Origin of the sequence: Haloferax mucosum ATCC BAA-1512 (assembly GCF_000337815.1) — an archaeon.
GTDB classification, from domain to species: domain Archaea; phylum Halobacteriota; class Halobacteria; order Halobacteriales; family Haloferacaceae; genus Haloferax; species Haloferax mucosum.
In genome coordinates this window covers 1-20,430 of sequence record NZ_AOLN01000009.1, presented here as the reverse complement: position 1 = coordinate 20,430, position 20,430 = coordinate 1, and the positions used below count along the sequence as shown (strand labels likewise).

The window sequence follows — 20,430 nt, the reverse complement described above, 5'->3', positions numbered from 1 at the left end:
ACGCTTACTCCTCGCCGGTGACTTCGGCGACAGTCGTCTCGACGACATCAGGTTCGAAACGCGTGAGGAACTCGGCCATGTCGGTGAGGCCAGCCGTTTCAAGGTCGATGACGCTGTCGGTCTCAACGCTGTCTCCCAGTACGTCTTCGATAGCGTTGCGAGCGCCGGCGCGATCATCGCCGTTCTGTTCGGCGACGTACAGCACTTCGAGTGTCTCGTCGTCCCACTTCTCGTCGTCATCGGTCTCAAGTTTGGCTTCGAGTTCGTCGATGGTGTGGTCGCTGGGTTCGAAGGGAGGGTCGGTCGCAGGGGCTTGCAACGTGCGGACGATGTCGGCGGCCTGCGACCGAGAGAACCGCTGGATATACTCGTCGGTCCGCTGTTGGGAGACCTCTGCGGCCTCGTCGCGCTCGATGCCGGCGATAGCCCGGAGTCCGTCGCGGTAGGGCTCTTCATCGTCCTTGCCGAAGACGCGGCCGTGGTCGTCAAGGCTGAGCTTCTCGAAGAGCTTCTTTCGCTTGTAACGGTCGAACCCCTCGTAGAAGACCTCTGGTGGGAGATAGTTGCGTTCGAGAAGTGCCTCAGCAAGGCGCTTGGCGTCGTAGATGACCTCGAAGTCGTTGCGGGCTTCGAGGGCGTGAACTCCCATGTTGGCGTTCTCGACATGATTAGGGTCGAGATACGTCGGTAGTAACGCAAGGTAGACCTGCCCCTGTTGGAATTTTGCGGGGCCGTTGTATCCCGCACGTTCGCGGATGTCAAGGTCGGCTTTCATCGACGCGTCGCCGGTGTAGCGGAAGCCGACAAATTCGACTTCGGCGTGACCTTTGTCTTCGAATTTCTGTGCGCTCTTGAGAGTCGTGACTGGCATTAGTGTCGCTCCGTAGTAGTGGTGGTAGCGGTAGTTGTGTCGGTCACGTTTGTTACTCTGCGAGGTCGCGCAGAAGGCCGCAGGAAGCGAAGTCGCGGTTGACGACTTCGTGGTTGAGGAGCATGAGCGCCTCGTCGCGGTAGTTGCCGGTGGCGAGGTAGCCCTGCGACTGGCCACGACCGGCAGTCTCGACGTACGGTTCGGCGAAGTTCTCGATTGACAGTCGCGGCTGACCGCGGATCGTGTCCGTGGGGACGATGAAGATAGACGAGAGGTCACCGTGCTTGATTGCGTGCTGGTTGCCTATGATCGGGATGCCGTCGAAGTCGCGGTAGCGGGCAGTCCCAGAAAGACCACGGATGGTCTCTGCGTCGCCGACACTCTCACGCGCGTAGTCAGCCATCGCAGCCACGTTTCGGACGTTGTTCCGGTCGGCCGCAAGGTCCGACAGCACACCCGCGGTGTCGTGGCCGGTGAGGATGGCGGTGTCGTTGAACACATCGACGCCCGCGAACTCGTTCATCGAGTTGAGAAACGAGCTGAACAGGCCAGCCGTCAGTTGGCGAGTGCCCGACGCGCCGTTGTGATCGACGAACGAGTCGGCCCACGAGTCTGCCGACCGGTCAATGCTGCCGTAGTCGAGGTCCCCGTCATTGTAGGCGTTACCGTTGGGGTCCGTCGCGTTGGCTTCCTCGTCACTGGACGCGATGACGCGGTCGAGCGTCGTGATCTGGTCAACGTCCGCGTACGCTGTGTCACCTTGGAAGACCGCCGAAGCGATGCCGTCGCGGTCGATTGCGAGGTCGAGTTGTTGCTCCTGTAGCTCCCAGAACTCCTCGAAGCCGACCGCGTCCTCGATGGCCGCACGGATCTCCTGGAGGTCCGACACCTCGATGACGGTCTCCGAACGCTTCGGGTCGTACTCGACGGGTTCGATACCCATCGTCTGGCCGGACGAGATGACCCCACCCTCAGAGTGCGTCTGGAGGTCAACGGGTGTGGTGGCGGCCCGGAATGCCTTTGCGGTGACCGGGCCTTCGAGTGAGGCGTTGAACCGGTCTACCTGGGAGAGTGCGTTGTACCACTCGTGTTCGTCGTTGTACTGGGCGTACAGCGTCGCATTGAAAATCGCGTTGACGTGCGCCTCAGTCGTCGTATCGTACTGTGCCCGCTGGAGGAGACCCTCGTTCCAGTCCATCGGGACGTCGCTAAGCACGTGCGATTCTATGAACCGCTCAGGGGTGTTGCCCCCGGCGTAGCTCATCATCGGGTGCGCACTCATTCGCCATCACCCCCAGTGAGCGCGCCCGACGCCCCGACGGTCTCTGCCTCGCCGCTAGGGGCGGTGGCCGTGGTCTGGCCGGTCGAAATGAAGTCTCCCTTCTGATCGACCGTCTGGACGAGCTTGTCCGAGAGGTCGTCACTCTCGGTCATCTTCTGGACCAATTGATCAGCGAACTCGTCGTCCTCAGCCATCTTCTGGCCGAGTGCGCCGGCCATCTCGTCGAGGACTTTGTCGTTCGTGATGGCGGCCGCCACATGCTCGTTGAACTCTGCGCTCTGGAGCATCTGGTCAACGTTCTGCGTTGCGGCAGGAGGCTGTGCCTGACCTCCGTTCTGGTCAGCGGCGGGCGCATCTGCTCCAGCGCCGTCTCCGCCGTCAGAGCCGTAGCCCTCGACAGTCACACCGGGGACGTTCTCGGCAATCCACTCGGCTGCGACCTCTTCGACGTCTTTGTTCATCGATTCTGCATAGTCTTCAACGAGGCTTCGGGCGTCGGAGTCGCCGACCTGTTCGACGAGGTCGAGTGGGTTCATGTCACCGTCAGTTTGCTTTTGATCGATTTCGGTACCATCGTCAGTCGGGTTGTCACTCATCTGAGTCGTGTCCGTAGTCGTGTCTGCATCTGCATCTGTTTCCTGCGCGTTGCCGTCACCGGCTTTTTGATCGGTATCGCTCCCGTGGACGGAGTCGAACGCATCGACGAGCGCCGACGCATCCTTCTGTTCACTGGCGTTGACCGTCGCAGACAAGACAGTCATCGCATCCTCGGTCGATAGCGACGTCCGAGAGGCGACCGCGCCAGCCGCGTCGCGCATCTCTTTTTGGTCAACACCAGCGCCGTCGATGTTGGCGAGTTTCTGGTCAACCTCGTCGCTCATCGCGCGCAGTTCCTGTACAACTTCATCAGGGTCAACGTCGCCGTCGCCTGCTTTTTGATCGACTGCCTGGAGGATCTCGAACGGCGAGGAACCCTCTGGAAGGTCGTCCAAAACGGCTCGGGCTTTGTCGGCCGAGCTACTACTGTTGCTGAAAATTCGCATCGTCAAATGTGGCCACAACCCCTCGAAAGACTGGCCAAATCTCCGTCATCGGGGGCGCTATGTAGTCGTTTGTTGCGACCTGCCTGTTCGGCAGACGTCAGTCGCGGAGCCGGTCGAGAAGCGAAGCGGCGAGAGAGTCGTCTCCTTGACTGGAACTGGAACTGGAATCACGGAGCTTCTGTTCGACGCGTCCAGTCATCGAGTCACGCCGCCGAAGCCGCCGCCGAATCGACGCTTCGAGGATTCCCCCGTGCTTGAAGTCAACGACGTCGAAGTCTGCTGCCGGATTCATCACGAGGTCCTCGTGGCCAATCGTCACCGCGTGGAGGTCGCAGTTGGTCGTGACACACGTCCCGTCTGGCTTAGCAACCTCCTCATTCGAGTAGACTGTGATGGAGTAGCCGCCGTAGTCGCCGTTGAGACAGCGGAGTCGAGCAAGCTTACTCATCGTCGTCTCGTTGCCGAGGTTCGAAACAAGCTGGAAGCGGTCGCCCTCGACGACGGTCTCATAGCGCTGTCCGTCGTCAGTCGTCCAGTCCCACAGCGGGACGCCGACTGGGACGTCGTCGTGCTTGTCGGAGATGATTCCGGGCTCACGCTCGGACAGCATGAAGCGGTCGAGGGCCTCCCGGACAGCTTCCATCTGGATTTGCTGACCCGACCGATCGACGATCTCGACCGACGCCGGCCCTTCGATGATGAAGTCGTCAGCCTCGAAGACAGGATGGTGCCACTCGTTGGGGACGTCCTCTCGTGTGAGCCGGCGGTCGCGGACCTGCCCCGACGTGTCCGTGATGGACTGGCCGACTGCGGCCTTTGCATCGACGCCGGCGTCTGGATGGTTGAGTACTTGGATGCTCACCGGCCGGTCACCCGCGTAAGGTGTTCGATTGGGCCTTCAGCCACCTGTTCGAGGTCTCCGAGAGAGCCGTAGATACTCTGATGTGGGTGCATGAGTTGCTTGTCGTCGGGCCAGGCGTCAATGTTCCAGTCGGCGACGGTCATCCCGCACTCCAACTCGCAGACGATAGCGAGGATAGGGTGAACGAAGTCGTCATCGTCTGGAGGTGCGAGGATGCGGTAGAGGTCAACGCCGAACTCAGTGGGGTCTTCAGTTGGGCCTTCGGTTGCGAGCGCGCGCTTGATGTTGGATGGAAGGTCAGATGGCATGGGTTACTGGTTCGGGTTCTGCGGTTGTGTCGGCTGTTCAGACTGTCCGAGCTGAGGTTGACTGTTGTCGGGCGGCCATGACTGTTCCGGTGGTCTATCCGACGGTGTCACCGCCGTGCTACCATCTGTGGGCGGGGCGTCCGCCGGCGTGGAGTTGCTTTCCGGCTCGGCGGGGTCGATCTGCTGGTCAGGGATAATGAGCTGACCGTCCTCGACAGAGACTTTCGTCCCAGTCTGTTGAGCGAGGTTGATACCTTCGAGGACGTCAAGCGCCGACAGCGACATGTCGTCGCGCTCCGGATCGACGAACTTGAGTTCCCAGTCGAAGTGGCCCTCCACGCGCTCGATGAGCCGGCAGAGCGTGTTCAGTGCTTTCTCGACGGTGTCCTGGTGCGCACTTGCGACGGCCGCGTTTGTGATTTCGAGTTGCTCACCCTCAGCGTTGAGCCCGCCTGTGTCAGAGAGTTCGTTCTCGATAGCGTCGGAGATGCCGAACATCGCCCGGACTTGCGACATGAGGCGCTCGACCATGGGTTCGCGCCCGTTGATCCCGGCGTCACTCGACAGGTCGAGCATTTCGATTTCGACGTTGTCGGGATTCCCCTCGTAGATGAGCCGGCCCTCTTCCCACGGATTCTTCGCCTCCTCTTCTTGGAGCGACGCTCGAAGCGACGACCGGACATTCTTCCCGTACGCGACGAGGAACTTGTCGGGGAGTTGCTGGTCGTTCTGCGGGTTGAGATACTGGAGTTCGTAGTTGCGCGACCACTGGAGGATAGCCTGGAGCTTGATGAGAGGCAAGACCGGTGACCGACCGTCAAGGCCGTTCAGGACGGGGAAGTGCCGCGCCCAGTCGATGACCTCGTGTTTGAGGAACAGTCGCTGGATGTCGTTGTTGCGACCGCCGACCTCCGCGTAGCCGACTTCGGCGAGTTCGGCATGGCATTCGGGACAGACCTCGGTCGGTGAGTCGGCATCGACGGCGTCGAACGTGAGGTCCGTACGCTCCCAATACTGGTCGCGGTGCGCGGGGCACGTCCACCAGCCGCCATGACGGTTGTGCTCGTCGAGTACCGGTCGGACGCGAAGTGGGTCGGCATGAACGAGTTCTTCGATCTCCACCGCCACCCAGCGCCCGGACGCGGAGACCGACCGGCCAGCAACGCGCGTCTCGCTGGTGACGTGCTGGTAGCGGAGACGGGCGAGGATCGTCGAGACACCGTAGAACGACTGGTAGTCCTCCTCGTACTTCATGAGCGACGCCAGCGACTGGTCGTCGTCATTGATGGTGTCGAAGCGACGCTCGTAGCATTCTTTCTGCTCGCGCGACGGCGTCTCGAACTCCGTCCCACCACAAACCTCGCACGCCTCTCGCTCCTCGCTGTAGGACGTCCCGCAAGAGGTACAGCGGTGGGTGAACGCCGGGACGAGTACCGGGAACTGGTTGCGGTACATCTCGTCGCGGAACCGTTTGACTGTTGTCGCAAGTTCCGTCGAGTTGAGTGTGAACGTCTGCAGGTCAATCGAACTCCAGAGCCCGCCCTGGTTCGAGACACGCTGGACGGGGCCAATCTCGTTTGTACCCCGAGAGCGACCACCGGTAGACTGTGGCGTCCCGGCTATCTGTCCTTGGAGCATCTGTTCGACATCGCCGTCGGGCCAGTCGATAGCGACCAGCTCGCCGCCGTCATCTTCGCCGAGTGTTGTTACTCGTGGAGGCATGTGTTGTATCACCAGTTGAGGTGCTCGAAGTCATCGCCAGAGACGCGGTTGACCGTGCCTTCCGGACCGCGCGACGCAATCTCAAGTGCGTCGAAGCGGTCGTCGTGAGCAGCGTCGGGGAACGGAAGCCACTCCTCGCGGATGAACGATTCCCAGCGCTCGTTCTCTGTAGACGCGACCTTGATTTTGCCCTGCTGGAATCGGTTCGCAAGGCGCGTGAGTCGGTCTTCCTTCTCTCCCTTCGACGACGTCGGCGTTACTTGGTATGACGGCTCTGCGACGTCGGCGTCCTCGTACGTCGCCGGGTCCGCGATGACCTCCGCGATTTCCTCGCCGGCGAAGTTGCTCTCGACGAACAACTCACCAATGGGCAGTCCAGAGAGGTTCGCGGCGATGAAGTCGGTCGCCGCCTCCTTCCACATGAATCCGCGGTCGCGCCAGACATCGATGGCGTACTGCTGGTCGTTCTCGCGGTCGTAGGCGACGACGCCCAGCGCCCAGTAGTCAGTCTCGCCGCGCTGTTCGACAGCGAGGTTGTTGGGGTTCGCAAAGTCAAGCCCAGCATACCACTCCAAGGCGTCGTAGTCGTCGCGTGGAATAGGATCGACAAAGCGGAGCCAGTCGAGGTCGAGGACGCGGCCGACCGCGGCTTCGGGGTTCTGTTGGTTCTCCGCACGCCATAGCCCTGCGCTCCCGGCCTTCGAGACGACCTTCGTCAGAACCGTCTCAGGGCGCTCGAACTCGGGCCATAGCGTCCGGAACTCCGTGTCGCCAGCGGGCTGGATGCCGTCGTCGATGATCTCGACTTCGGCGGGGACGTCCCGGATGGTGTCGTAGACGTTGCCGTCGGTCCCGTGGACCTCGAACGCTTCGTTCTCGATGACCTGCCAGTCGGGCGTCGCCCGCCAGACGCGAGCGGCCCACCCCGGGCGTGAGACGTTCCGAGCGATGAAGTCGTCCCACTCGGGGTTGTTCGTCGAGAGGATGTGCTCGCGGTAGACGTCTTCGGGCGTCTTGCGCGTCCCGATGACGATGTTGATCGACTTGTGCGGGAGGACCGTCGCCCCCTCTTTGGCGGCGACGTTGTCGCTGAACTCCTCGAAGTTCTCCGAGATGGTTTCTCGAAGCGCTGTCGTCTGATTCGCAAGCGTTGCGATGTCGTCGTAGATGATGATGTCGTAGTGCGACCCGGTGTCCGACGTCCGGATTGACACGGGTTCGAGCGTCGGCTCAATGTTCGTCCGGCCGGCTTCGAGTTGGATTGTCGTTTTCGAGTCGTCGTAGACCGGGACGTTGTAGCGCTCGCACGCTGACTCGATGGATGCGACCGCCGTCTTCGCCCGCTTGTTGGCGTGGTCTTTCTTGTGCGAGACGATTGCCATCCGGATGCTTGGGAAGTTGACCGCGAGCCACGCCGGGATGACCTCAATCGTTGAGACGGTCTTCGCGTAGTTCCGCGGCGCAAAGAGCGCGAGATTCTTCGGCGCGCGCTCGTCGTAGACGGCCTCCCAGATGTGCTGGTACCAGTCCTGGAGGTGTGACGGCGGCGCGAGGATGCCGTCGGTTCCCAAGTGCTTGATCGAGAAGCTAAGCGGATGAGCTGTCGGCCGGTCGCGGACGAGTTTCGCCAGCGACTGTGTGGCCCTCGGCGTCGAGTCGGACGTCGTGGACATCCTATCGCACCTCCCGGATTTCGTGGCGGCACCAGTCGTGGACGACATGAGTTGACGCTGGTGGGTTCTCGACGAACCGTTGCTTCGCCTCTTGCATCAGGTCAACGAGTTTGTGGTACGGAAGCCCCTCTGAAGGGACCTGCTCTTGTATCCACGCGCACGCCGGGTGGTCGGCTTCGGGGCCGCTCCATCGAAATCGACGGCCGGCCAATGGCTGTTCACGGTAGCCACGCATCCGTGCCTGGAGGACGAGTTGGTTGAGGTGTTGGCGGGCGGTCTTGAACGCCCAGCCGGTGTTGATGTCGAAGCGGTCGGCCATCGCTTCGGCGATGGAGTAGATGTCCCACGGCTCGCTTTCGAGGGCGTCGAGCCAGAACTCCCGGTAGTTGCCTCGTGGGATGGGGTCCTGGTCAGCCGGCGTCGCCGGCGGTGAGAGGGTGAACTCGTGGCGGGCAACATCGGTGATGTTGTCGCGGACGAGGTCGGGCATGTACCGCGACCGGGCGAAGTCCGGCTGTTCGTTGACGTAGCGTCCGAACTTCGCTTTGTGATCAACGCCGGCACTGTCGCTTGTGAGATGTGCGGCGATGTGAAAGGCGAGAGGAGACATCGGGAACGGGCTACGCTTTGAGGTCGTCGGCGAGGTCTTCGATGATCTCCTGTGTGCCCTCGTCGAGGCCGTGGGTGTGGTCAACCTCGCCGTCGACGTTGACGTTGAGTTCGTCCGGCCCGCCGAGGACCTCGACCTTCTGGTCTTGGTAGCCAGCCATCTCGCGCCGGGCAAACTGTCGTTTCTGTAGATCTGGTTGGTCGCGACGGAGGCCGACGACCGCTTCCCGGTACTCCGGTGGCCCACCACGTTCGGCACCCGCTGGATACTCGTCGCCAGACTGGATGTGTTTGACACCGTCAACGAACGCAATCGGTCGGTCGTGCTCGGTTGCCCACTCGGGTCGGCGTGGATCGTCTTCGGCAAGGAACGTCCAGTTTGAGACGCGTTTGTCTCCCTCGCCTTGGTGCGACTCCATCTTTGGGACCATCGCAATGACGGGGTCGTCGCCGACAGCAAGTGTTTCGAGGTCACGGCGGGCGTCCTGGTAGAGTCGCTCGTAGCGCTCAGCCGATTGCAGACGGACGTCGGCGTGTTTCTTCTCGATCTGCCGGATGATCTCGTCTTTTGGCTTCTCGTTCAGGTAGTTGCGGATGGTTGACTTTGCGTAGTCGCCGATGCCCTCTTCCTCGAAGCGGTCCCGAATCTCTGCGGGCGAGAGATTGTCGAGGTGGTGCCATTTGAGGGCAAGCGTAACTCTGCGTTCGCGGGTAGACATGAGTTGGAAAAGGTCCTGTAACGTCCGGGGTGTAATTATACTTTAAATACGGTACGTCGATGCCTCCGATACCGCGCTAGAGGCGAGGCATCGATGGTGAGGTTCGTTCGGCCGGGAATCTTATCTGGGCTCTCGACTGCGCTCTCGAAGTCGATGTTCGAAGATGACTGCGGCTTTGAGCATCCCCGTGGCGTACGCTTGACCGTTGGGCGTGTCTTCGATACTGGCGACGTAGCGGGAGATCTCGTTGGCGACCGCGTCGAAGTCGGCATCGGTGACGCAGTACGCGTTGAGGTCCTCAGAACGGTCGGGGTTGTTTTTGCTCATGGTATTCGATTACGGCTTCGAGGTCGTCGAGTTCGGTGGCCGACCAGTAGCCGCGGCGCTCGGCTTTGGGACGGTCGACGGCGATAGGATGTGCAGTCAGGATTTCGTGAGCGTCGGTCGCGACGACTGTGACGAAGTCGACGCCGCCGATGCGCTTCTGGAAGCGCCACTTGTGACGGTTGACCTTCTTTGGGACGCCGTCTTCGATACACTCGCGGATGAGGTCTCCCGAGACGTGCCGGTTCGGCCCTTTCGAGAGGCCTTTGGCGTGCTGGATGACGTGGCGTGTCGGCGAATATGCCGCAAACTCGGCTGGAGGAGCTTCGACGGCCATGAATACACGTGACTTCAGAAGAGCGCGAGCGGTGCTGGGTCGTCTTCGTCGAAGGCGACGTCGTCGAACGCGGCCTCGAGGAGCGACCGGACACGGCGCTCGATTGCGGCGTCGACGGCGCCGTGTTGCTTCGGCGACGATGCGCAGACGGCTTCGTGCATCCCAACTCCGGGGCGGAACTTCGTCTCCGAGTGGCAGTGCGGACATCGTGGTACGTAGTGGTTGAGCATCCACGCACTCCAGAAGCCCTTGTCGGCGAGGCGCTCGGCGACGGCAAGCCACACGAACGTGTCGAGTTCGTCGGTCGAGGCCTGTTTGAGCCGGCGGATGGCGAGGGACGCCGCTCGGGTGAGTGGGCTGTGTTCGGTTCCGTCGCGAACCTCGCGTTGGACGCGTCGGAAGTAGCTGGTGAGTGCGGTGGTTGACGAACGATGTTCACCGTGGGTGAGCGCGCCCTCACGCGCTGCCGTCCAGTGGACGCCCCACGGGTCGGCGACGACTTCGTGGCCGGTTGTCCCGTCTGGGAGGTACTGTTTGTCGCCGAGTGCAGCGCCGCTGCTCGGGTCGAACTTACAAGTGCCTTTCATAGGATGGACGCGAGGCTGTGTCGGACTCCGTCATCGACGCCTCCCGCAACGCGTCTCGGTCGGCCGGGTGCCCCTATTTGGTTTGTAGAGCTTGTGCCACGAACTTAAGGGGAATAGATACCCGTCAGATTGACGCATAACTGGGGCTCGAACCCCTCAGGTGCTGGCCGTTTGGTGGAGTTGTTGCTGCATGGAGGGTGAGTGCCAGTCAGTCCTCAACTTAGTAACTGATTGGTAGACTGGCTGTGAAGAGGTCTCCTGGTACAATCACGTGGGAACCAGGCATTGCGGATAGAATTCTGGAACTACGTAGAAAGTTTGGTCTTCCTATGATAGCAGCCTAAAGTAAATGATTCAGATGGTGTCGTCGCGGGACGATGATAGTGTATATCGGATTCAGTTAGCCAGATTCTTTGACATTTCATCTCGAACCTGACTGTTAATGCTCCTTCAGATTGGGAGGACTGCTCTTCCCCACACCACCCCAGCCCCCACTCCGTCAGCCCCCACTCCGTCAGCCCCTTCAGTAGACCTCAATCTAATCAATCTGGGCCTTATCACGCTAACTCTCATCATTTCCTATTATACCTACAGGACACAACACCTTTCCACGAACATCTTGGACGTGTCTTTGTCGGATGGAGTGATGGAATTCCTTGTGAAAAACAGGTCCCACACCTCTCACGTTGTATTGAGAATCAAGCTCCGGGCTCAACTGCCCGGAGAATCAGAACCGCGTGATCTTGGGGATTTCTCGCTGATGAGCCCTGAAGAATCGAATCTCAACTATCTGTATCCAGAGCGGTCTGGCACATCAAAAACACCCAATCTAGCCTATCGGGTTGAGCTTGGCCCGTTGGACTTCACACGCTTTCGTACAGTTATTCCGGGAGTTCCGGTGAGGCAATCTACCACTCTAGATCAACCTCAACGGTGTGAATATAGCCAGACAGAGATACACCTGTATAAAACAATTGAAACGTTCGAAGACGTTGAGGACCTTCGGCGACAGTGCAGAGGAAAACTAAAACCAGAACGTCTCCGGCGCACTCCTCCTTATCTCATTCCTTCGAACGTAGAAAAAATCGTTTTGGAGGTGCATCAAACGGGAGAAGAGTACGTGATAAGACGGTTAGAAGACGATTGGCAAATAGCGAGCAAACGGAAACGGAAGGTGAAGATAGACGGGAACGAATACCGATTGGTTCGAGAACGTGTCCCCAAGAACATCTTTAAGATGATGTACTACTTCATTTCAATCTACCCTATATTAAATATCTACTACTTCATCCGGTACGATTTGCGGTGGAAGCTCATTGACCCCTGAGGAGGAAAAGGTCGCCTATTCCGCTACCCTCGCGGGTAATGCTTTCGTATTCTAGTTCTCCCGACTCCCAGGTAGTAGCAAGACCCAGAGGACAGTGCCCGATATAGTCTTTCTATGCAGCACACCACATCAATCACACTCTGTGGATTTCCACAGCGTTGCCGGCTTAGGTGGTCGGGAAGTGACGTTTGCGGCGTGCGTCCCGCGGGTCGAACTCCGTTTCGACGAGGCCTCGCTCGTCGAGTGTGTCGATACCGCGTGAGATAGACGACCGTGACAGTGAGGTAAGGTCGATCAGTTCAATCGTTGACAGCGGGCCGTTGATCACGAGTTCGAGGTAGACGAGTTTCGTTGCGGCTTCCGCGTCGTCGAGTTCCTCGGGGATGCCCAGTGTGTCGGGGGCGCGGACCGAGACGTTGCTCGCGCCCTCTTCGGACTCGTCGAGGACACAGCGTCCGCAGGGGTACCGGAGGCGCTGTTGTGCTCGACCTCGGGTTGTGTCTGTGGGTGTTGTTGCTTGGAGACAACTGCAGTCGCGGTCGGTGTGGTACGCTCCCTGGTGTTGGTACGATTGGGCTATCCAGACGGTGTCGTCTTCATCGCCGTCATCGCGTGCAATGCGTTCCGTGCGTTCTTGTCTTGTAATGGTTGGCATGCGTTCATTGAATCTCGTTCGATAGCTCTTGTTCGCGCTCGTCGAGTGCGTCTTTGATCGCCTGGCGTTCGCCCCCGTGGAGTGTTCGTTCGACCGCTCGGTAGGCTCGGACGAGGCCGAGCGTCTCCAAGCCGCGGATGCGGGCGAGGGCGAGTTGGCCGGATGTTCCGGTCCCGGTGTCTGGTTCCAGGGGTTCGGCGAGGAAGCGCGCCGGGTCTTCCCCTTCGTCGGCTTCGATTCGTGGGAAGCGCGGCCGCTCATCGTGGTGGGCTGACTGCCATTCGGTCGGCATCCTGTCACACGACCTCGTTGGTGGTGGGCCGTGTGTCGTCCGTGGTGGTTACCATGGCCCGGCTGCACCCCCGTCCGAGGCGACGGCGTGACCGCCGGAGTTGGCGTCACTGGGTGCGTTCATGAAGTCGGTCATCGTCGTCGGCACCGACGATGTCAGGAGGCCGCTGTCGGTGTTGTCGCGGTAGTCGATGATCTCCTCGAAGAGATCGGGATTCGTTTCGCCCAGTACACGGAGGTTCACTTGCAGCGCAGCTGGGGACGTTGACGTATCGAGGTCGATGCCGACAACCTGGGCGGCCGAGCGCATGAGTTCTCGCGTGGTCTTTGTCGAGGTCGCTCCCTCGAAGACGTGTTCGCGGAGTTCGGTCGCTGTCACGCGTACCTTTCCGGTGTCAGTCACTCCGGCACGTCGGCCGACTGCGAGTTGAATGCGCTTCACGCGCTGGTCGCTGTCGAGGTGCTCGGGTGGCTGGCGGCACTCTTTGGGCACGCCTGGACGCCACTTCGCTGCTTTCTCGTGGGGGACCCACAGGTGTGGTACCTCCGGGTGCGGCTCGACTTCCAGCCGTTCGATGACGTCCTGCCGATACTCTCGAATCGACGGCTTCGAGTGGACGTTTGCGATGTCGCGGATGGCACGTTCGAGTTCGTCATCGACGAATGAGTCCTCTGGGAGTTCGTTGCAGATTGCGATGACACAGCGCTCGTGTTTCCCCATCGAGACGCCGTCGTCCTCGCTGTCCTCGGAAACGTGCTCGAGCATCTTCTCGGCGTCTTCGAGAACGCGGTCGAGACGGCGCTCTAGCCGTGCGGCACGACCGCCATCTCGGTATGTCTGGATCGCGCGTGCGAATGTGACTCCGTACGACTGGTCGCTTTGCTTCGCCGCTGCTCGAAAGTCGTCTTTCACTTCGGGGTCTACCCGGACTGTGACTCGGGTCGTCGGCACGCCGTTGAACTGAGAATTTTTTTCTTTGCCGTCGCCCTCGGACGAGCGACCCGATGCCTTCACGAGTCGGTCTACTCGCTTTTCGACACCAGCGTAGCCGTCGGTGTCCGCGTATTCTCGCATCGCGGCCTCCGCTTCTCGTCCGAGATAGCCCTCGATACTGCCGAACTCGGTTTCGACGTGTTCGACGAAGCGTTCCCACTCGGCTTTGGGGACTCGCCAGTCGAGACGGATGCGGTCACGCATTGGTCTCACCTCCACGAACACGGTTCCACCAGTCTGGTGTGAACCGGTGGTCTCCACACCCACCACTCACACCAGTCTGGTGTGAGGCAGGGAAGGGGGTCGGTGGTTCCATCGGAACCGACCCCCTCGTGGTTGGTTGGTGATTCGGCTGTTTCAGGGTGGTAACGAGTCCGTTCGGCGTCTCGGCCGCCACGCCGCCGGACACTCTCGGGGCGTCCCGCAAAGAAAAAAATTTTCTCGCGGGACCGCGGCTGGTGTCGTTCGTGTTCGGTCCCGTCACCAGGTTACCCCCAGGTACGTGGTGATCGGAAGCACACGGGACACCGCAAACAGTCGAGGTGTGTTTGCGTGAGCCTGTCGCTCGTCGAGGGCGCACTCCGAGAGTGACGTGCTCGACCGACATCAGCGCACCTCCGACAGCATCGTCTGGACGTCGTCTTCCATGAGCGACGCGAACGGGAGGACTTCGTCGAGGAGCCACCGGCCGAACACTTCCGGGCGGTCAGTGGAGAAGACGGCGACATAGCCCGATGCAGAGATCGTGCCACAGATGAGGTCGCCGTCCCAGAGGTAGCTAAACCCGTACTGGTTGTACGTCCCTGACCCGGCACCGAAGTGGGCGTCCCGGTGGAATATCGTCCCGGACTTCGCTTGCCCGTCGTCGTCTTCGTCGTCATCAAGCGCGTGCTTGTAGCTGACCTGCCAGCAGCGGCCGTCCTGGTCATCAACGTGCTTCGCGAACGCTGTCACATCGATATGCGCCCGGGCGATCCCCGCCCCCGCAACGCTGATCAGGCGCTCGAAGAGCCACTCACCATCCGATGAATCGACGCCGACGAAACCAGCGTCGAGGTCGGCAACGAAGTCGGTGACCGAGACCTTGCGGCTCTCGACGCGTTCGGTGTGAATTCCGTTATCCTCGACGTGAACTTCTTGTGCCGTTGTCTCAACACGGTCGGCAGCTCTTCCGTGGTAGATCTCCTTGCCGTCGAGATATTTCGTTGACGCTGTCGCAAACGCTGGGTACCCCTCACCAAGTCGCCGGGGAATGTCGGTGTTCGACGCCTCGTTCTCGAGAAGACCGAGAATAGCGCGAATCATTCGTCACTCACCGCCTTCCCGCACTCTCGACAGAAGTTATCTGCCCCCGAGCAGATGTGGCCGTTCGGGCACAGGACTTGCCCACTCAGGGGGGTGTCGCTCTCGACGGTGTAGCCACCGTCGGTCTCGATGCCATCGCCACGGTCGATACTCGTGAGGTGTTCGAGAGTGTCCGCAAGTTCATCGATGAAGTAGTCTCGCGTCCAGTGGTCCATGTCGAGACCCGTGTGGTTTTCCATCTGGTCGGTGATAACATTCGCGTACGCTTCTGGGTCCGCAGTTCCACGTGCATCGCGGACGATGTCGTCATCAACCCATAACTCCTGTAGGAGGTCTGCGAGCGTGATGTACAACGCCGTCTCCCACGCGTTCGCACAGCCGTCGTAGTCTTCGTCGGCCCACGCGTAGAACGTGTGAAATCCACACCGGCCGCTCATAGTCATGCCACCGAGGTCGTAGTCTTGGAACTCCTCGGCCGCGTCTGTGATGTATTGCTGGGGCAGAACCCGCCCGCCGTCGGTGACGAGTTCTTGGGTCGTCCCCTCGTACACGGGTTCCCAGTCGCCGTTGTTGAGGTGTTCGAGGAGGCGCTCGGTCTCGATTGAGCGGTCGGTGTTTGTGGCATCGACGGCGATCAGTTCGACCGTGTCCTCGCGGGAGGTCGTGGTGACTTCGTACCACGCGTCCGTCCCGGACTTGACGGTCGTGCCGAGGACGTCGTCGAGTGTGTGGTCACTCATCCCGTGCGTTGAACCGGTTTCTTGACGAACATCGTCATCCGAATTCATCTCCCATCACCTCCAGGCTGAGAACGACCCTTCACGCGGATCGTCATCTGGACGCGACGGTCAACCGTGAGGATGACGTCCGGTTTCTGAACGCGCTGGAACAGATGGACGGCCTCACGCTCGAATGCATCCAGATGCTGGAGACCGACGCTATTCCAACCGACAGAGAGGACCCGACCACCCGGCGCAGTTAACTGAGCAAGCGCGTCGCGCGCTTTCCAGATGCCACCAGATGGGCCTCTACCGACCGTATTTCCGTCGTAGTGTTCGTCTGCCTGGTCGGCATCGAACGGCGGGTCGAAAACCACGACGTCGAAGTACCCTGTTGTCAGGTGCTCATCCAGTTCTGTGACGTCGTGATGCGTATCCGCGTCACGGCTTTCGTCGATGTCGTTTCGGTGGACCTCCCCACTGTACCGAAGCTTCGTTTTGCCGGCACAGGCGTTGAGGACGTTTCCTTCGAGGTAGGACTCGACGACCTCACGGACCTGTGGACACTCGAAGGTCCAAGGACCGAGAGAGATCGGAGTACCATCGGGGTGCCGTCTTCCTATCTTGTGGAGTGCGAATGGAACCTGTTGCCCGTGACGAAGTCCAGACGGCACCGCGTCGGTTTCGATTCTCATGCTATCACCTCACCAGTCGCTGAAGTCGTTGAATTCGGGACATTGGACGGGGAAAATTTGTCAATCGTTCTCGGACTTTTACGTGTATGACCGGCGGCACCCGCGCGGAGGCCGAGCCCGCTCTTGGTGAGCAGGCCATCGCGCAGGCTGTCGCCGGTCCGGGCCGATTCGGCGCTCGACCCGGTTCGAAGTTCAACGTACTTCATCGTTGTCTCCGTCGGTCGCGGGAGTGCGGACGGCGTTGTTCTGTTCGACGAGGTCGGTGATTTTCTCTGCGCGCTCGTCGTCGGTGACGAACTTCGAGAGCATCCAGTCGAAGCGGTCGCGGACTGTGGCAACGCCAGTGGTGGTCAGTTCGTACTGGTTCGTCCGCTTGTCGAGTTCGCTCTTCGTGATGAGGTTCCGTTCAACGAGCGTGTCGAGGTTCGGGTATAATCGGCCGTGGTTGACATCGCTGTTGTAGTAGGCTTCGAGGTGGCGCTTGATTGCCAGCCCGTACATCGGCTCGCGGGAGAGCGTGACGAGGATGTCCCACTGGAACGCGGTGAGGTCTGTGGTGTATACGTTTTGTGCGGTACTACGGTTCGTGCCGGTTGGTTTATCCGGTGAGTCCTTGTCTTTAGACATGGCTTTCGTAGCTCGCTGGAATCGCCAGCGGAGCGGTGAGATCGGAAGCCACGTGATGGGTGTTGGTGCACCCATTACACCTTTTGCAGGCGGTGCGTACACGGCTTCCAGTTAGCCCTTCAGATTGTCTGCATAAGTATTTTGCTGACGATTGTTAATCTAAAGATTAACAGAGAGTTTATCTTCAAGTAGACACGTCAACAATGATTTGACACCGGAGAGCCTATGAGCATCCTTGATACAATTTCGACAGAGATGCGCAAGTCCGCAGGGTGGATGGTCCCGTCCGACGATCGGATTCTTGAACTCATCCGCGAGTACGGGAATCTTACACCCTCTGCCGTCAGCCATTTCGGTGGACCCTCTCGCCAGCACGCAAGTGGGCGTATGTCGAAGCTTGCCGAATACGGGCTCCTCAACCAGGTTTACCGCGGTCTCTACGGCATTACCGACAACGGCCGGGCCTACCTCGACGAGGACCTCGACGCTTCGACACTTGAGCCGGTCGATGAGTCCAACGACTAACGACATTTTAAATACACCTCGGAAGTGTGCAGACCGGCGTGTTCCGGTGCTCTAGTGAGCCACGCGGACGGCTGCTTATCGGAGTTTGGTTGGGGTATCGGAGACTGCACACGACTATCATCAGTGACAGTCCCGATAAGACAAATGGAGGCGTTTCCGATGCTTCCGATAGGAATCGTGATTTGCTGATTTCAATCCGCTCGCAATACTCTACACCTCAGGAAGGACAGAATTTCCGATAGGGGATTTCAGTTTCCGATAGCAGTAGTTGGCAATCCGATTTCTTCATTTGATCTGTGCTGAAAATGAGTCAATAGATTTGACAAACAGGTGAGTTCATTGGCTTCTCGGGTTTATATCAGATGTTGAGTGCATCCTCAGAGCCGAGCTGTACATAATACACGTATCCATCTTATAAGTGCAGAGATAACTACGGAAGTACTCAACAACCGGTATTGTAAGTAAACATTACATTCATATCTTACAATCATTTCCTACAATGGCCGTAGACAGTGGTTCACTCGTTCTCCCGCTTATTGTACTCGTAATTGTCGAGTTGAGTGGCGTCGCTCGTGATGTCGACCTAAAGAAAGCTGTTCTCAGTGATTATCCACCAATTCTGTTTTCATTTTTAGATGGTGGCATGGAAATAATACCTCGTTTCGGTCGGTTCAATTTCATTCATGGAATGAATACAACACTCATCCTCTTCGGAGTCCTGCTACTCTCTGGTGATACACTCGGGTTGGCACTTCTTTCATCGATGATTTTGTTTGTAGTTTGGGTTGCATTGCCCCTACTCGAAGTCAAAGAGTACGACGATATCCTAGCAACGGGGACATCACCGACATCAATTCATTGGCATCTCGGGTCGGGAGTTATCGCAATCCCCTATACTGTTGTTTATGAGCGATATCTTGAAAATAGTGAATTTGCCCGTCCTCTGCTCGTATTTGTTTTCATATTCGCTGCTGGGGTGCTTCTTATCAATCTGGAAACAGAGCTCGAAGCAGCTTACAGTGATACCTGATACTTCGTGCGTTCTTATGCGGCGTGCGGGGGTCTACTTCACCTTGATGAATTGCTCTGTTGCATCCACTCTCTCTATCCACAGTCGGTCTTTGCAGAAAACGAGTAGATCACCAACTGCTTCGAAACGTGAGTTCTCTGTTCGTGGTAATCATCCACACTACCCTTGAATAAAGAACTCGGAGTACTATCTACTGATAGACGTGTATGACCGGTCGTTCCGCGACCCGTGATGTTCGACGAGGTTGTAGTGGCGCATCTTCGAGAGGTACGACCGTACAGTCCGCTTCGTCTTCGAATCCTCAACGCGGTCCTCGTACCGCTCGTACAGATCGGCAGGCGAAATTGGCCCATAGTCACGGACGATATCGTAGACGAGTCGCTGTTCGGCCGTCAACTGTGAGAGACTCTTTTGCCGCAACTCCTCTCTAGCGTCGGGAATCGCCTCCTCAACGTTCGCATCCGAAATTCGAAGGTAGCCGTTCTCAGTCGCCGCTTCCGAAGCGAGCCGAAGCGACCGAATCGCCGTCCGGGCGTCTCCATCGGCTGCACTCGCAATCGCCTCGAGTTGTCGCGTCGAGACTGCACCCGGTCGGAAGGCGTGGTCTGCTCGTGCTTGAAGAATCTCGGCGAGTTCCTGCGTTGAGTAGCAGTCGAAGTCGATACGCCGACCCGTGCTCACTCGGCTTCGAACCCGGTCGGCCATCCCGGCGAAGAGATCGTCTTCGTCGTTTCCGAGATAGAGGACCGACAGTGCTGGCGCTTGATGGAGGTCGTAGAGGACGTCCGTATCGGCGAGTTGGTCGGCCTCGTCCAGGACGACGATACGCGGGCGGTCGGGGTCGTCGGTAAGCCGCGACGTGAGCTCCGCCGTTGGCGTCGAGTGGCGATTGACCGGGATTCCCACGAGGTCCTCTGCAATGACTCGGAGGACGTCGCTGCGAGTCGGGTGCTTCCAGCAGTTGACGACTGTTGAGTCGAACTCCTCGCCGTCGTCCTCGAGGAGCGTCAGGGCTAGTTTCGCCAGCGTCGATTTCCCTGTGCCAGTAGGCCCGAAGGCGTAGACGTGGTCACGAGCGTTCATCCTCGGTCGGAGCGCCGAGAGGAGGGCATCCATCTCGTCGCGGCGGTGGAGGATGAGCTCGTGGTCGGGGACGACCTCGTCATCGAGTACTCGGGGGTCGTGGATCATGTCTGTCGATTTTTCGTCAGGGGGTGATAACGATTCGGACGATAGAACAGCGTGCAGGATTTTCCAGTGTCATCTATGTCGACCCCCGGGGGTTTGGGGGGTATTGGAGGTCGACGGAAACACTTGAGTGGGAACCGCCTGTAGAGTACTTGTGGCACTTAAATCGGCCATGGTTACAGACGAACCCTAGTTGGGTTGAAGCCAAGTCCCGCAGGCGGCCCGGGCGGGCGAGGCGGGTTACAGACGAACCCTAGTTGGGTTGAAGCACCAATCTTGATGTTAATATGGCGGTGAAAGCGACACCGTTACAGACGAACCCTAGTTGGGTTGAAGCGATTCGCACAACCGCCGAGTCAACGATATCCCTAATCGTTACAGACGAACCCTAGTTGGGTTGAAGCCTCGACCCGGAGGTAGAGGAGCCACTCGAGTACGAGGTTACAGACGAACCCTAGTTGGGTTGAAGCCGGGCGGTATGGTCGGAGTGCCGGATAGCAACGGTTACAGACGAACCCTAGTTGGGTTGAAGCGGATAATCGCCGACGATGCCACCCTTCGCGGCCCGTTACAGACGAACCCTAGTTGGGTTGAAGCCTGCCACTCGAAGTAGATTGCATCGCAGTTGTCGCACGTACCGTTACAGACGAACCCTAGTTGGGTTGAAGCCACGCGGTGGCTCCAGTCACGCACCGACCTGTTGATGTTACAGACGAACCCTAGTTGGGTTGAAGCCC

23 protein-coding genes and 1 CRISPR repeat array are annotated in these 20,430 nt (G+C 59.2%); of the genes, 3 read left to right on the top strand and 20 right to left on the bottom strand.

The window, feature by feature from the left end:
- Positions 1-4: 4 nt before the first annotated feature.
- The 12 genes from C440_RS05560 to C440_RS05505 all read right to left on the bottom strand — a co-directional run bounded on the left by C440_RS05560 (position 5) and on the right by C440_RS05505 (position 10,337).
- On the bottom strand, positions 5-871 hold the full coding sequence (locus C440_RS05560; protein WP_008319097.1) for a hypothetical protein: 867 nt from the start codon (positions 869-871) through the stop codon (positions 5-7).
- A gap of 52 nt (positions 872-923) precedes the next feature.
- On the bottom strand, positions 924-2,153 hold the full coding sequence (locus C440_RS05555; RefSeq protein WP_241431998.1) for a hypothetical protein: 1,230 nt from the start codon (positions 2,151-2,153) through the stop codon (positions 924-926).
- A complete protein-coding gene (locus tag C440_RS05550) occupies positions 2,150-3,196 on the bottom strand; it encodes a hypothetical protein (protein ID WP_008319092.1) in 1,047 nt (348 codons plus the stop codon). The genes C440_RS05555 and C440_RS05550 overlap by 4 nt, the downstream gene beginning before the upstream one ends.
- 97 nt (positions 3,197-3,293) lie before the next feature.
- Entirely contained in the window at positions 3,294-4,058 is a 765-nt protein-coding gene (locus tag C440_RS05545; protein WP_008319090.1) for a hypothetical protein, read from the bottom strand.
- Positions 4,055-4,366 carry a hypothetical protein gene (locus C440_RS05540; RefSeq protein WP_008319088.1) on the bottom strand — a complete coding sequence of 104 codons (312 nt, stop codon included), beginning with the start codon at positions 4,364-4,366 and terminating at the stop codon, positions 4,055-4,057. The genes C440_RS05545 and C440_RS05540 overlap by 4 nt, the downstream gene beginning before the upstream one ends.
- A 3-nt stretch (positions 4,367-4,369) precedes the next feature.
- The gene (locus C440_RS05535) at positions 4,370-6,088 is read right to left on the bottom strand and encodes a hypothetical protein (RefSeq protein ID WP_008319086.1); all 1,719 of its coding nucleotides are present in this window, start codon (positions 6,086-6,088) and stop codon (positions 4,370-4,372) included.
- Positions 6,089-6,096: 8 nt separating this feature from the next.
- On the bottom strand, positions 6,097-7,761 hold the full coding sequence (locus C440_RS05530; RefSeq protein WP_008319084.1) for a hypothetical protein: 1,665 nt from the start codon (positions 7,759-7,761) through the stop codon (positions 6,097-6,099).
- 1 nt (position 7,762) lies between these two features.
- Complete coding sequence (locus C440_RS05525) at positions 7,763-8,371, bottom strand: hypothetical protein (protein ID WP_008319082.1); 609 nt, start codon at positions 8,369-8,371, stop codon at positions 7,763-7,765.
- Between the two features lie 10 nt (positions 8,372-8,381).
- Positions 8,382-9,089: a hypothetical protein gene (locus C440_RS05520; protein WP_008319080.1), complete on the bottom strand. Its 708-nt coding sequence runs from the start codon at positions 9,087-9,089 to the stop codon at positions 8,382-8,384.
- A gap of 120 nt (positions 9,090-9,209) precedes the next feature.
- Positions 9,210-9,416 carry a hypothetical protein gene (locus C440_RS05515; RefSeq protein ID WP_008319077.1) on the bottom strand — a complete coding sequence of 69 codons (207 nt, stop codon included), beginning with the start codon at positions 9,414-9,416 and terminating at the stop codon, positions 9,210-9,212.
- The gene (locus C440_RS05510; protein ID WP_008319075.1) at positions 9,388-9,750 is read right to left on the bottom strand and encodes a hypothetical protein; all 363 of its coding nucleotides are present in this window, start codon (positions 9,748-9,750) and stop codon (positions 9,388-9,390) included. The genes C440_RS05515 and C440_RS05510 overlap by 29 nt, the downstream gene beginning before the upstream one ends.
- Before the next feature lie 14 nt (positions 9,751-9,764).
- The gene (locus tag C440_RS05505; protein WP_008319072.1) at positions 9,765-10,337 is read right to left on the bottom strand and encodes a hypothetical protein; all 573 of its coding nucleotides are present in this window, start codon (positions 10,335-10,337) and stop codon (positions 9,765-9,767) included.
- Positions 10,338-10,983: 646 nt separating this feature from the next.
- On the opposite strand from C440_RS05505, the gene C440_RS17280 reads away from it, so the two are divergent.
- Positions 10,984-11,664 (top strand): hypothetical protein, encoded by a 681-nt coding sequence (locus tag C440_RS17280; RefSeq protein WP_152417832.1) that lies wholly within the window; start codon positions 10,984-10,986, stop codon positions 11,662-11,664.
- Positions 11,665-11,830: 166 nt separating this feature from the next.
- On the opposite strand, the gene C440_RS05495 is transcribed toward C440_RS17280, so the two are convergent.
- From C440_RS05495 to C440_RS05465, 7 genes are all read right to left on the bottom strand, one after another.
- Entirely contained in the window at positions 11,831-12,319 is a 489-nt protein-coding gene (locus C440_RS05495) for a MarR family transcriptional regulator (protein WP_008319068.1), read from the bottom strand.
- A 4-nt stretch (positions 12,320-12,323) separates the two neighbouring features.
- Complete coding sequence (locus C440_RS05490) at positions 12,324-12,611, bottom strand: hypothetical protein (protein ID WP_008319066.1); 288 nt, start codon at positions 12,609-12,611, stop codon at positions 12,324-12,326.
- 48 nt (positions 12,612-12,659) lie between these two features.
- Entirely contained in the window at positions 12,660-13,808 is a 1,149-nt protein-coding gene (locus C440_RS05485; protein WP_049915388.1) for a hypothetical protein, read from the bottom strand.
- A 402-nt stretch (positions 13,809-14,210) separates the two neighbouring features.
- Positions 14,211-14,909, bottom strand: coding sequence for a hypothetical protein (locus C440_RS05480; RefSeq protein ID WP_008319063.1), 699 nt, complete (start codon positions 14,907-14,909; stop codon positions 14,211-14,213).
- Positions 14,906-15,649, bottom strand: a complete 744-nt coding sequence (locus C440_RS05475) for a hypothetical protein (protein WP_008319061.1) — start codon at positions 15,647-15,649, stop codon at positions 14,906-14,908. The genes C440_RS05480 and C440_RS05475 overlap by 4 nt, the downstream gene beginning before the upstream one ends.
- Before the next feature lie 44 nt (positions 15,650-15,693).
- Positions 15,694-16,323, bottom strand: a complete 630-nt coding sequence (locus C440_RS05470) for a hypothetical protein (RefSeq protein ID WP_008319060.1) — start codon at positions 16,321-16,323, stop codon at positions 15,694-15,696.
- Between the two features lie 192 nt (positions 16,324-16,515).
- Positions 16,516-16,950 carry a PadR family transcriptional regulator gene (locus C440_RS05465; protein ID WP_008319058.1) on the bottom strand — a complete coding sequence of 145 codons (435 nt, stop codon included), beginning with the start codon at positions 16,948-16,950 and terminating at the stop codon, positions 16,516-16,518.
- A 255-nt stretch (positions 16,951-17,205) separates the two neighbouring features.
- Between C440_RS05465 and C440_RS05460 the strand changes: the two genes are divergently transcribed.
- Together C440_RS05460 and C440_RS05455 are read left to right on the top strand one after the other, a co-directional pair.
- The gene (locus C440_RS05460) at positions 17,206-17,475 is read left to right on the top strand and encodes a PhiH1 repressor-like protein (protein ID WP_008319056.1); all 270 of its coding nucleotides are present in this window, start codon (positions 17,206-17,208) and stop codon (positions 17,473-17,475) included.
- A 499-nt stretch (positions 17,476-17,974) separates the two neighbouring features.
- The gene (locus C440_RS05455) at positions 17,975-18,505 is read left to right on the top strand and encodes a hypothetical protein (protein WP_008319054.1); all 531 of its coding nucleotides are present in this window, start codon (positions 17,975-17,977) and stop codon (positions 18,503-18,505) included.
- Positions 18,506-18,691: 186 nt separating this feature from the next.
- Here C440_RS05455 and C440_RS05450 read toward each other — a convergent pair whose 3' ends face one another.
- Positions 18,692-19,696 (bottom strand): Cdc6/Cdc18 family protein, encoded by a 1,005-nt coding sequence (locus C440_RS05450; protein WP_008319052.1) that lies wholly within the window; start codon positions 19,694-19,696, stop codon positions 18,692-18,694.
- 172 nt (positions 19,697-19,868) lie between these two features.
- Positions 19,869-20,428: a CRISPR direct-repeat array (repeat unit 30 nt; unit sequence GTTACAGACGAACCCTAGTTGGGTTGAAGC).
- Positions 20,429-20,430 lie beyond the last annotated feature (2 nt).

Coding starts and splice junctions, on each gene's coding strand:
- C440_RS05560 (WP_008319097.1), bottom strand. CDS start 871: ATGCCAGTCACGACTCTCAAGAGCGCACAGAAATTCGAAGACAAAGGT.
- C440_RS05555 (WP_241431998.1), bottom strand. CDS start 2,153: ATGAGTGCGCACCCGATGATGAGCTACGCCGGGGGCAACACCCCTGAG.
- C440_RS05550 (WP_008319092.1), bottom strand. CDS start 3,196: ATGCGAATTTTCAGCAACAGTAGTAGCTCGGCCGACAAAGCCCGAGCC.
- C440_RS05540 (WP_008319088.1), bottom strand. CDS start 4,366: ATGCCATCTGACCTTCCATCCAACATCAAGCGCGCGCTCGCAACCGAA.
- C440_RS05535 (WP_008319086.1), bottom strand. CDS start 6,088: ATGCCTCCACGAGTAACAACACTCGGCGAAGATGACGGCGGCGAGCTG.
- C440_RS05530 (WP_008319084.1), bottom strand. CDS start 7,761: ATGTCCACGACGTCCGACTCGACGCCGAGGGCCACACAGTCGCTGGCG.
- C440_RS05525 (WP_008319082.1), bottom strand. CDS start 8,371: ATGTCTCCTCTCGCCTTTCACATCGCCGCACATCTCACAAGCGACAGT.
- C440_RS05520 (WP_008319080.1), bottom strand. CDS start 9,089: ATGTCTACCCGCGAACGCAGAGTTACGCTTGCCCTCAAATGGCACCAC.
- C440_RS05515 (WP_008319077.1), bottom strand. CDS start 9,416: ATGAGCAAAAACAACCCCGACCGTTCTGAGGACCTCAACGCGTACTGC.
- C440_RS05510 (WP_008319075.1), bottom strand. CDS start 9,750: ATGGCCGTCGAAGCTCCTCCAGCCGAGTTTGCGGCATATTCGCCGACA.
- C440_RS05505 (WP_008319072.1), bottom strand. CDS start 10,337: ATGAAAGGCACTTGTAAGTTCGACCCGAGCAGCGGCGCTGCACTCGGC.
- C440_RS17280 (WP_152417832.1), top strand. CDS start 10,984: ATGGAATTCCTTGTGAAAAACAGGTCCCACACCTCTCACGTTGTATTG.
- C440_RS05495 (WP_008319068.1), bottom strand. CDS start 12,319: ATGCCAACCATTACAAGACAAGAACGCACGGAACGCATTGCACGCGAT.
- C440_RS05490 (WP_008319066.1), bottom strand. CDS start 12,611: ATGCCGACCGAATGGCAGTCAGCCCACCACGATGAGCGGCCGCGCTTC.
- C440_RS05485 (WP_049915388.1), bottom strand. CDS start 13,808: ATGCGTGACCGCATCCGTCTCGACTGGCGAGTCCCCAAAGCCGAGTGG.
- C440_RS05480 (WP_008319063.1), bottom strand. CDS start 14,909: ATGATTCGCGCTATTCTCGGTCTTCTCGAGAACGAGGCGTCGAACACC.
- C440_RS05475 (WP_008319061.1), bottom strand. CDS start 15,649: ATGAGTGACCACACACTCGACGACGTCCTCGGCACGACCGTCAAGTCC.
- C440_RS05470 (WP_008319060.1), bottom strand. CDS start 16,323: ATGAGAATCGAAACCGACGCGGTGCCGTCTGGACTTCGTCACGGGCAA.
- C440_RS05465 (WP_008319058.1), bottom strand. CDS start 16,950: ATGTCTAAAGACAAGGACTCACCGGATAAACCAACCGGCACGAACCGT.
- C440_RS05460 (WP_008319056.1), top strand. CDS start 17,206: ATGCGCAAGTCCGCAGGGTGGATGGTCCCGTCCGACGATCGGATTCTT.
- C440_RS05455 (WP_008319054.1), top strand. CDS start 17,975: ATGGCCGTAGACAGTGGTTCACTCGTTCTCCCGCTTATTGTACTCGTA.
- C440_RS05450 (WP_008319052.1), bottom strand. CDS start 19,696: ATGATCCACGACCCCCGAGTACTCGATGACGAGGTCGTCCCCGACCAC.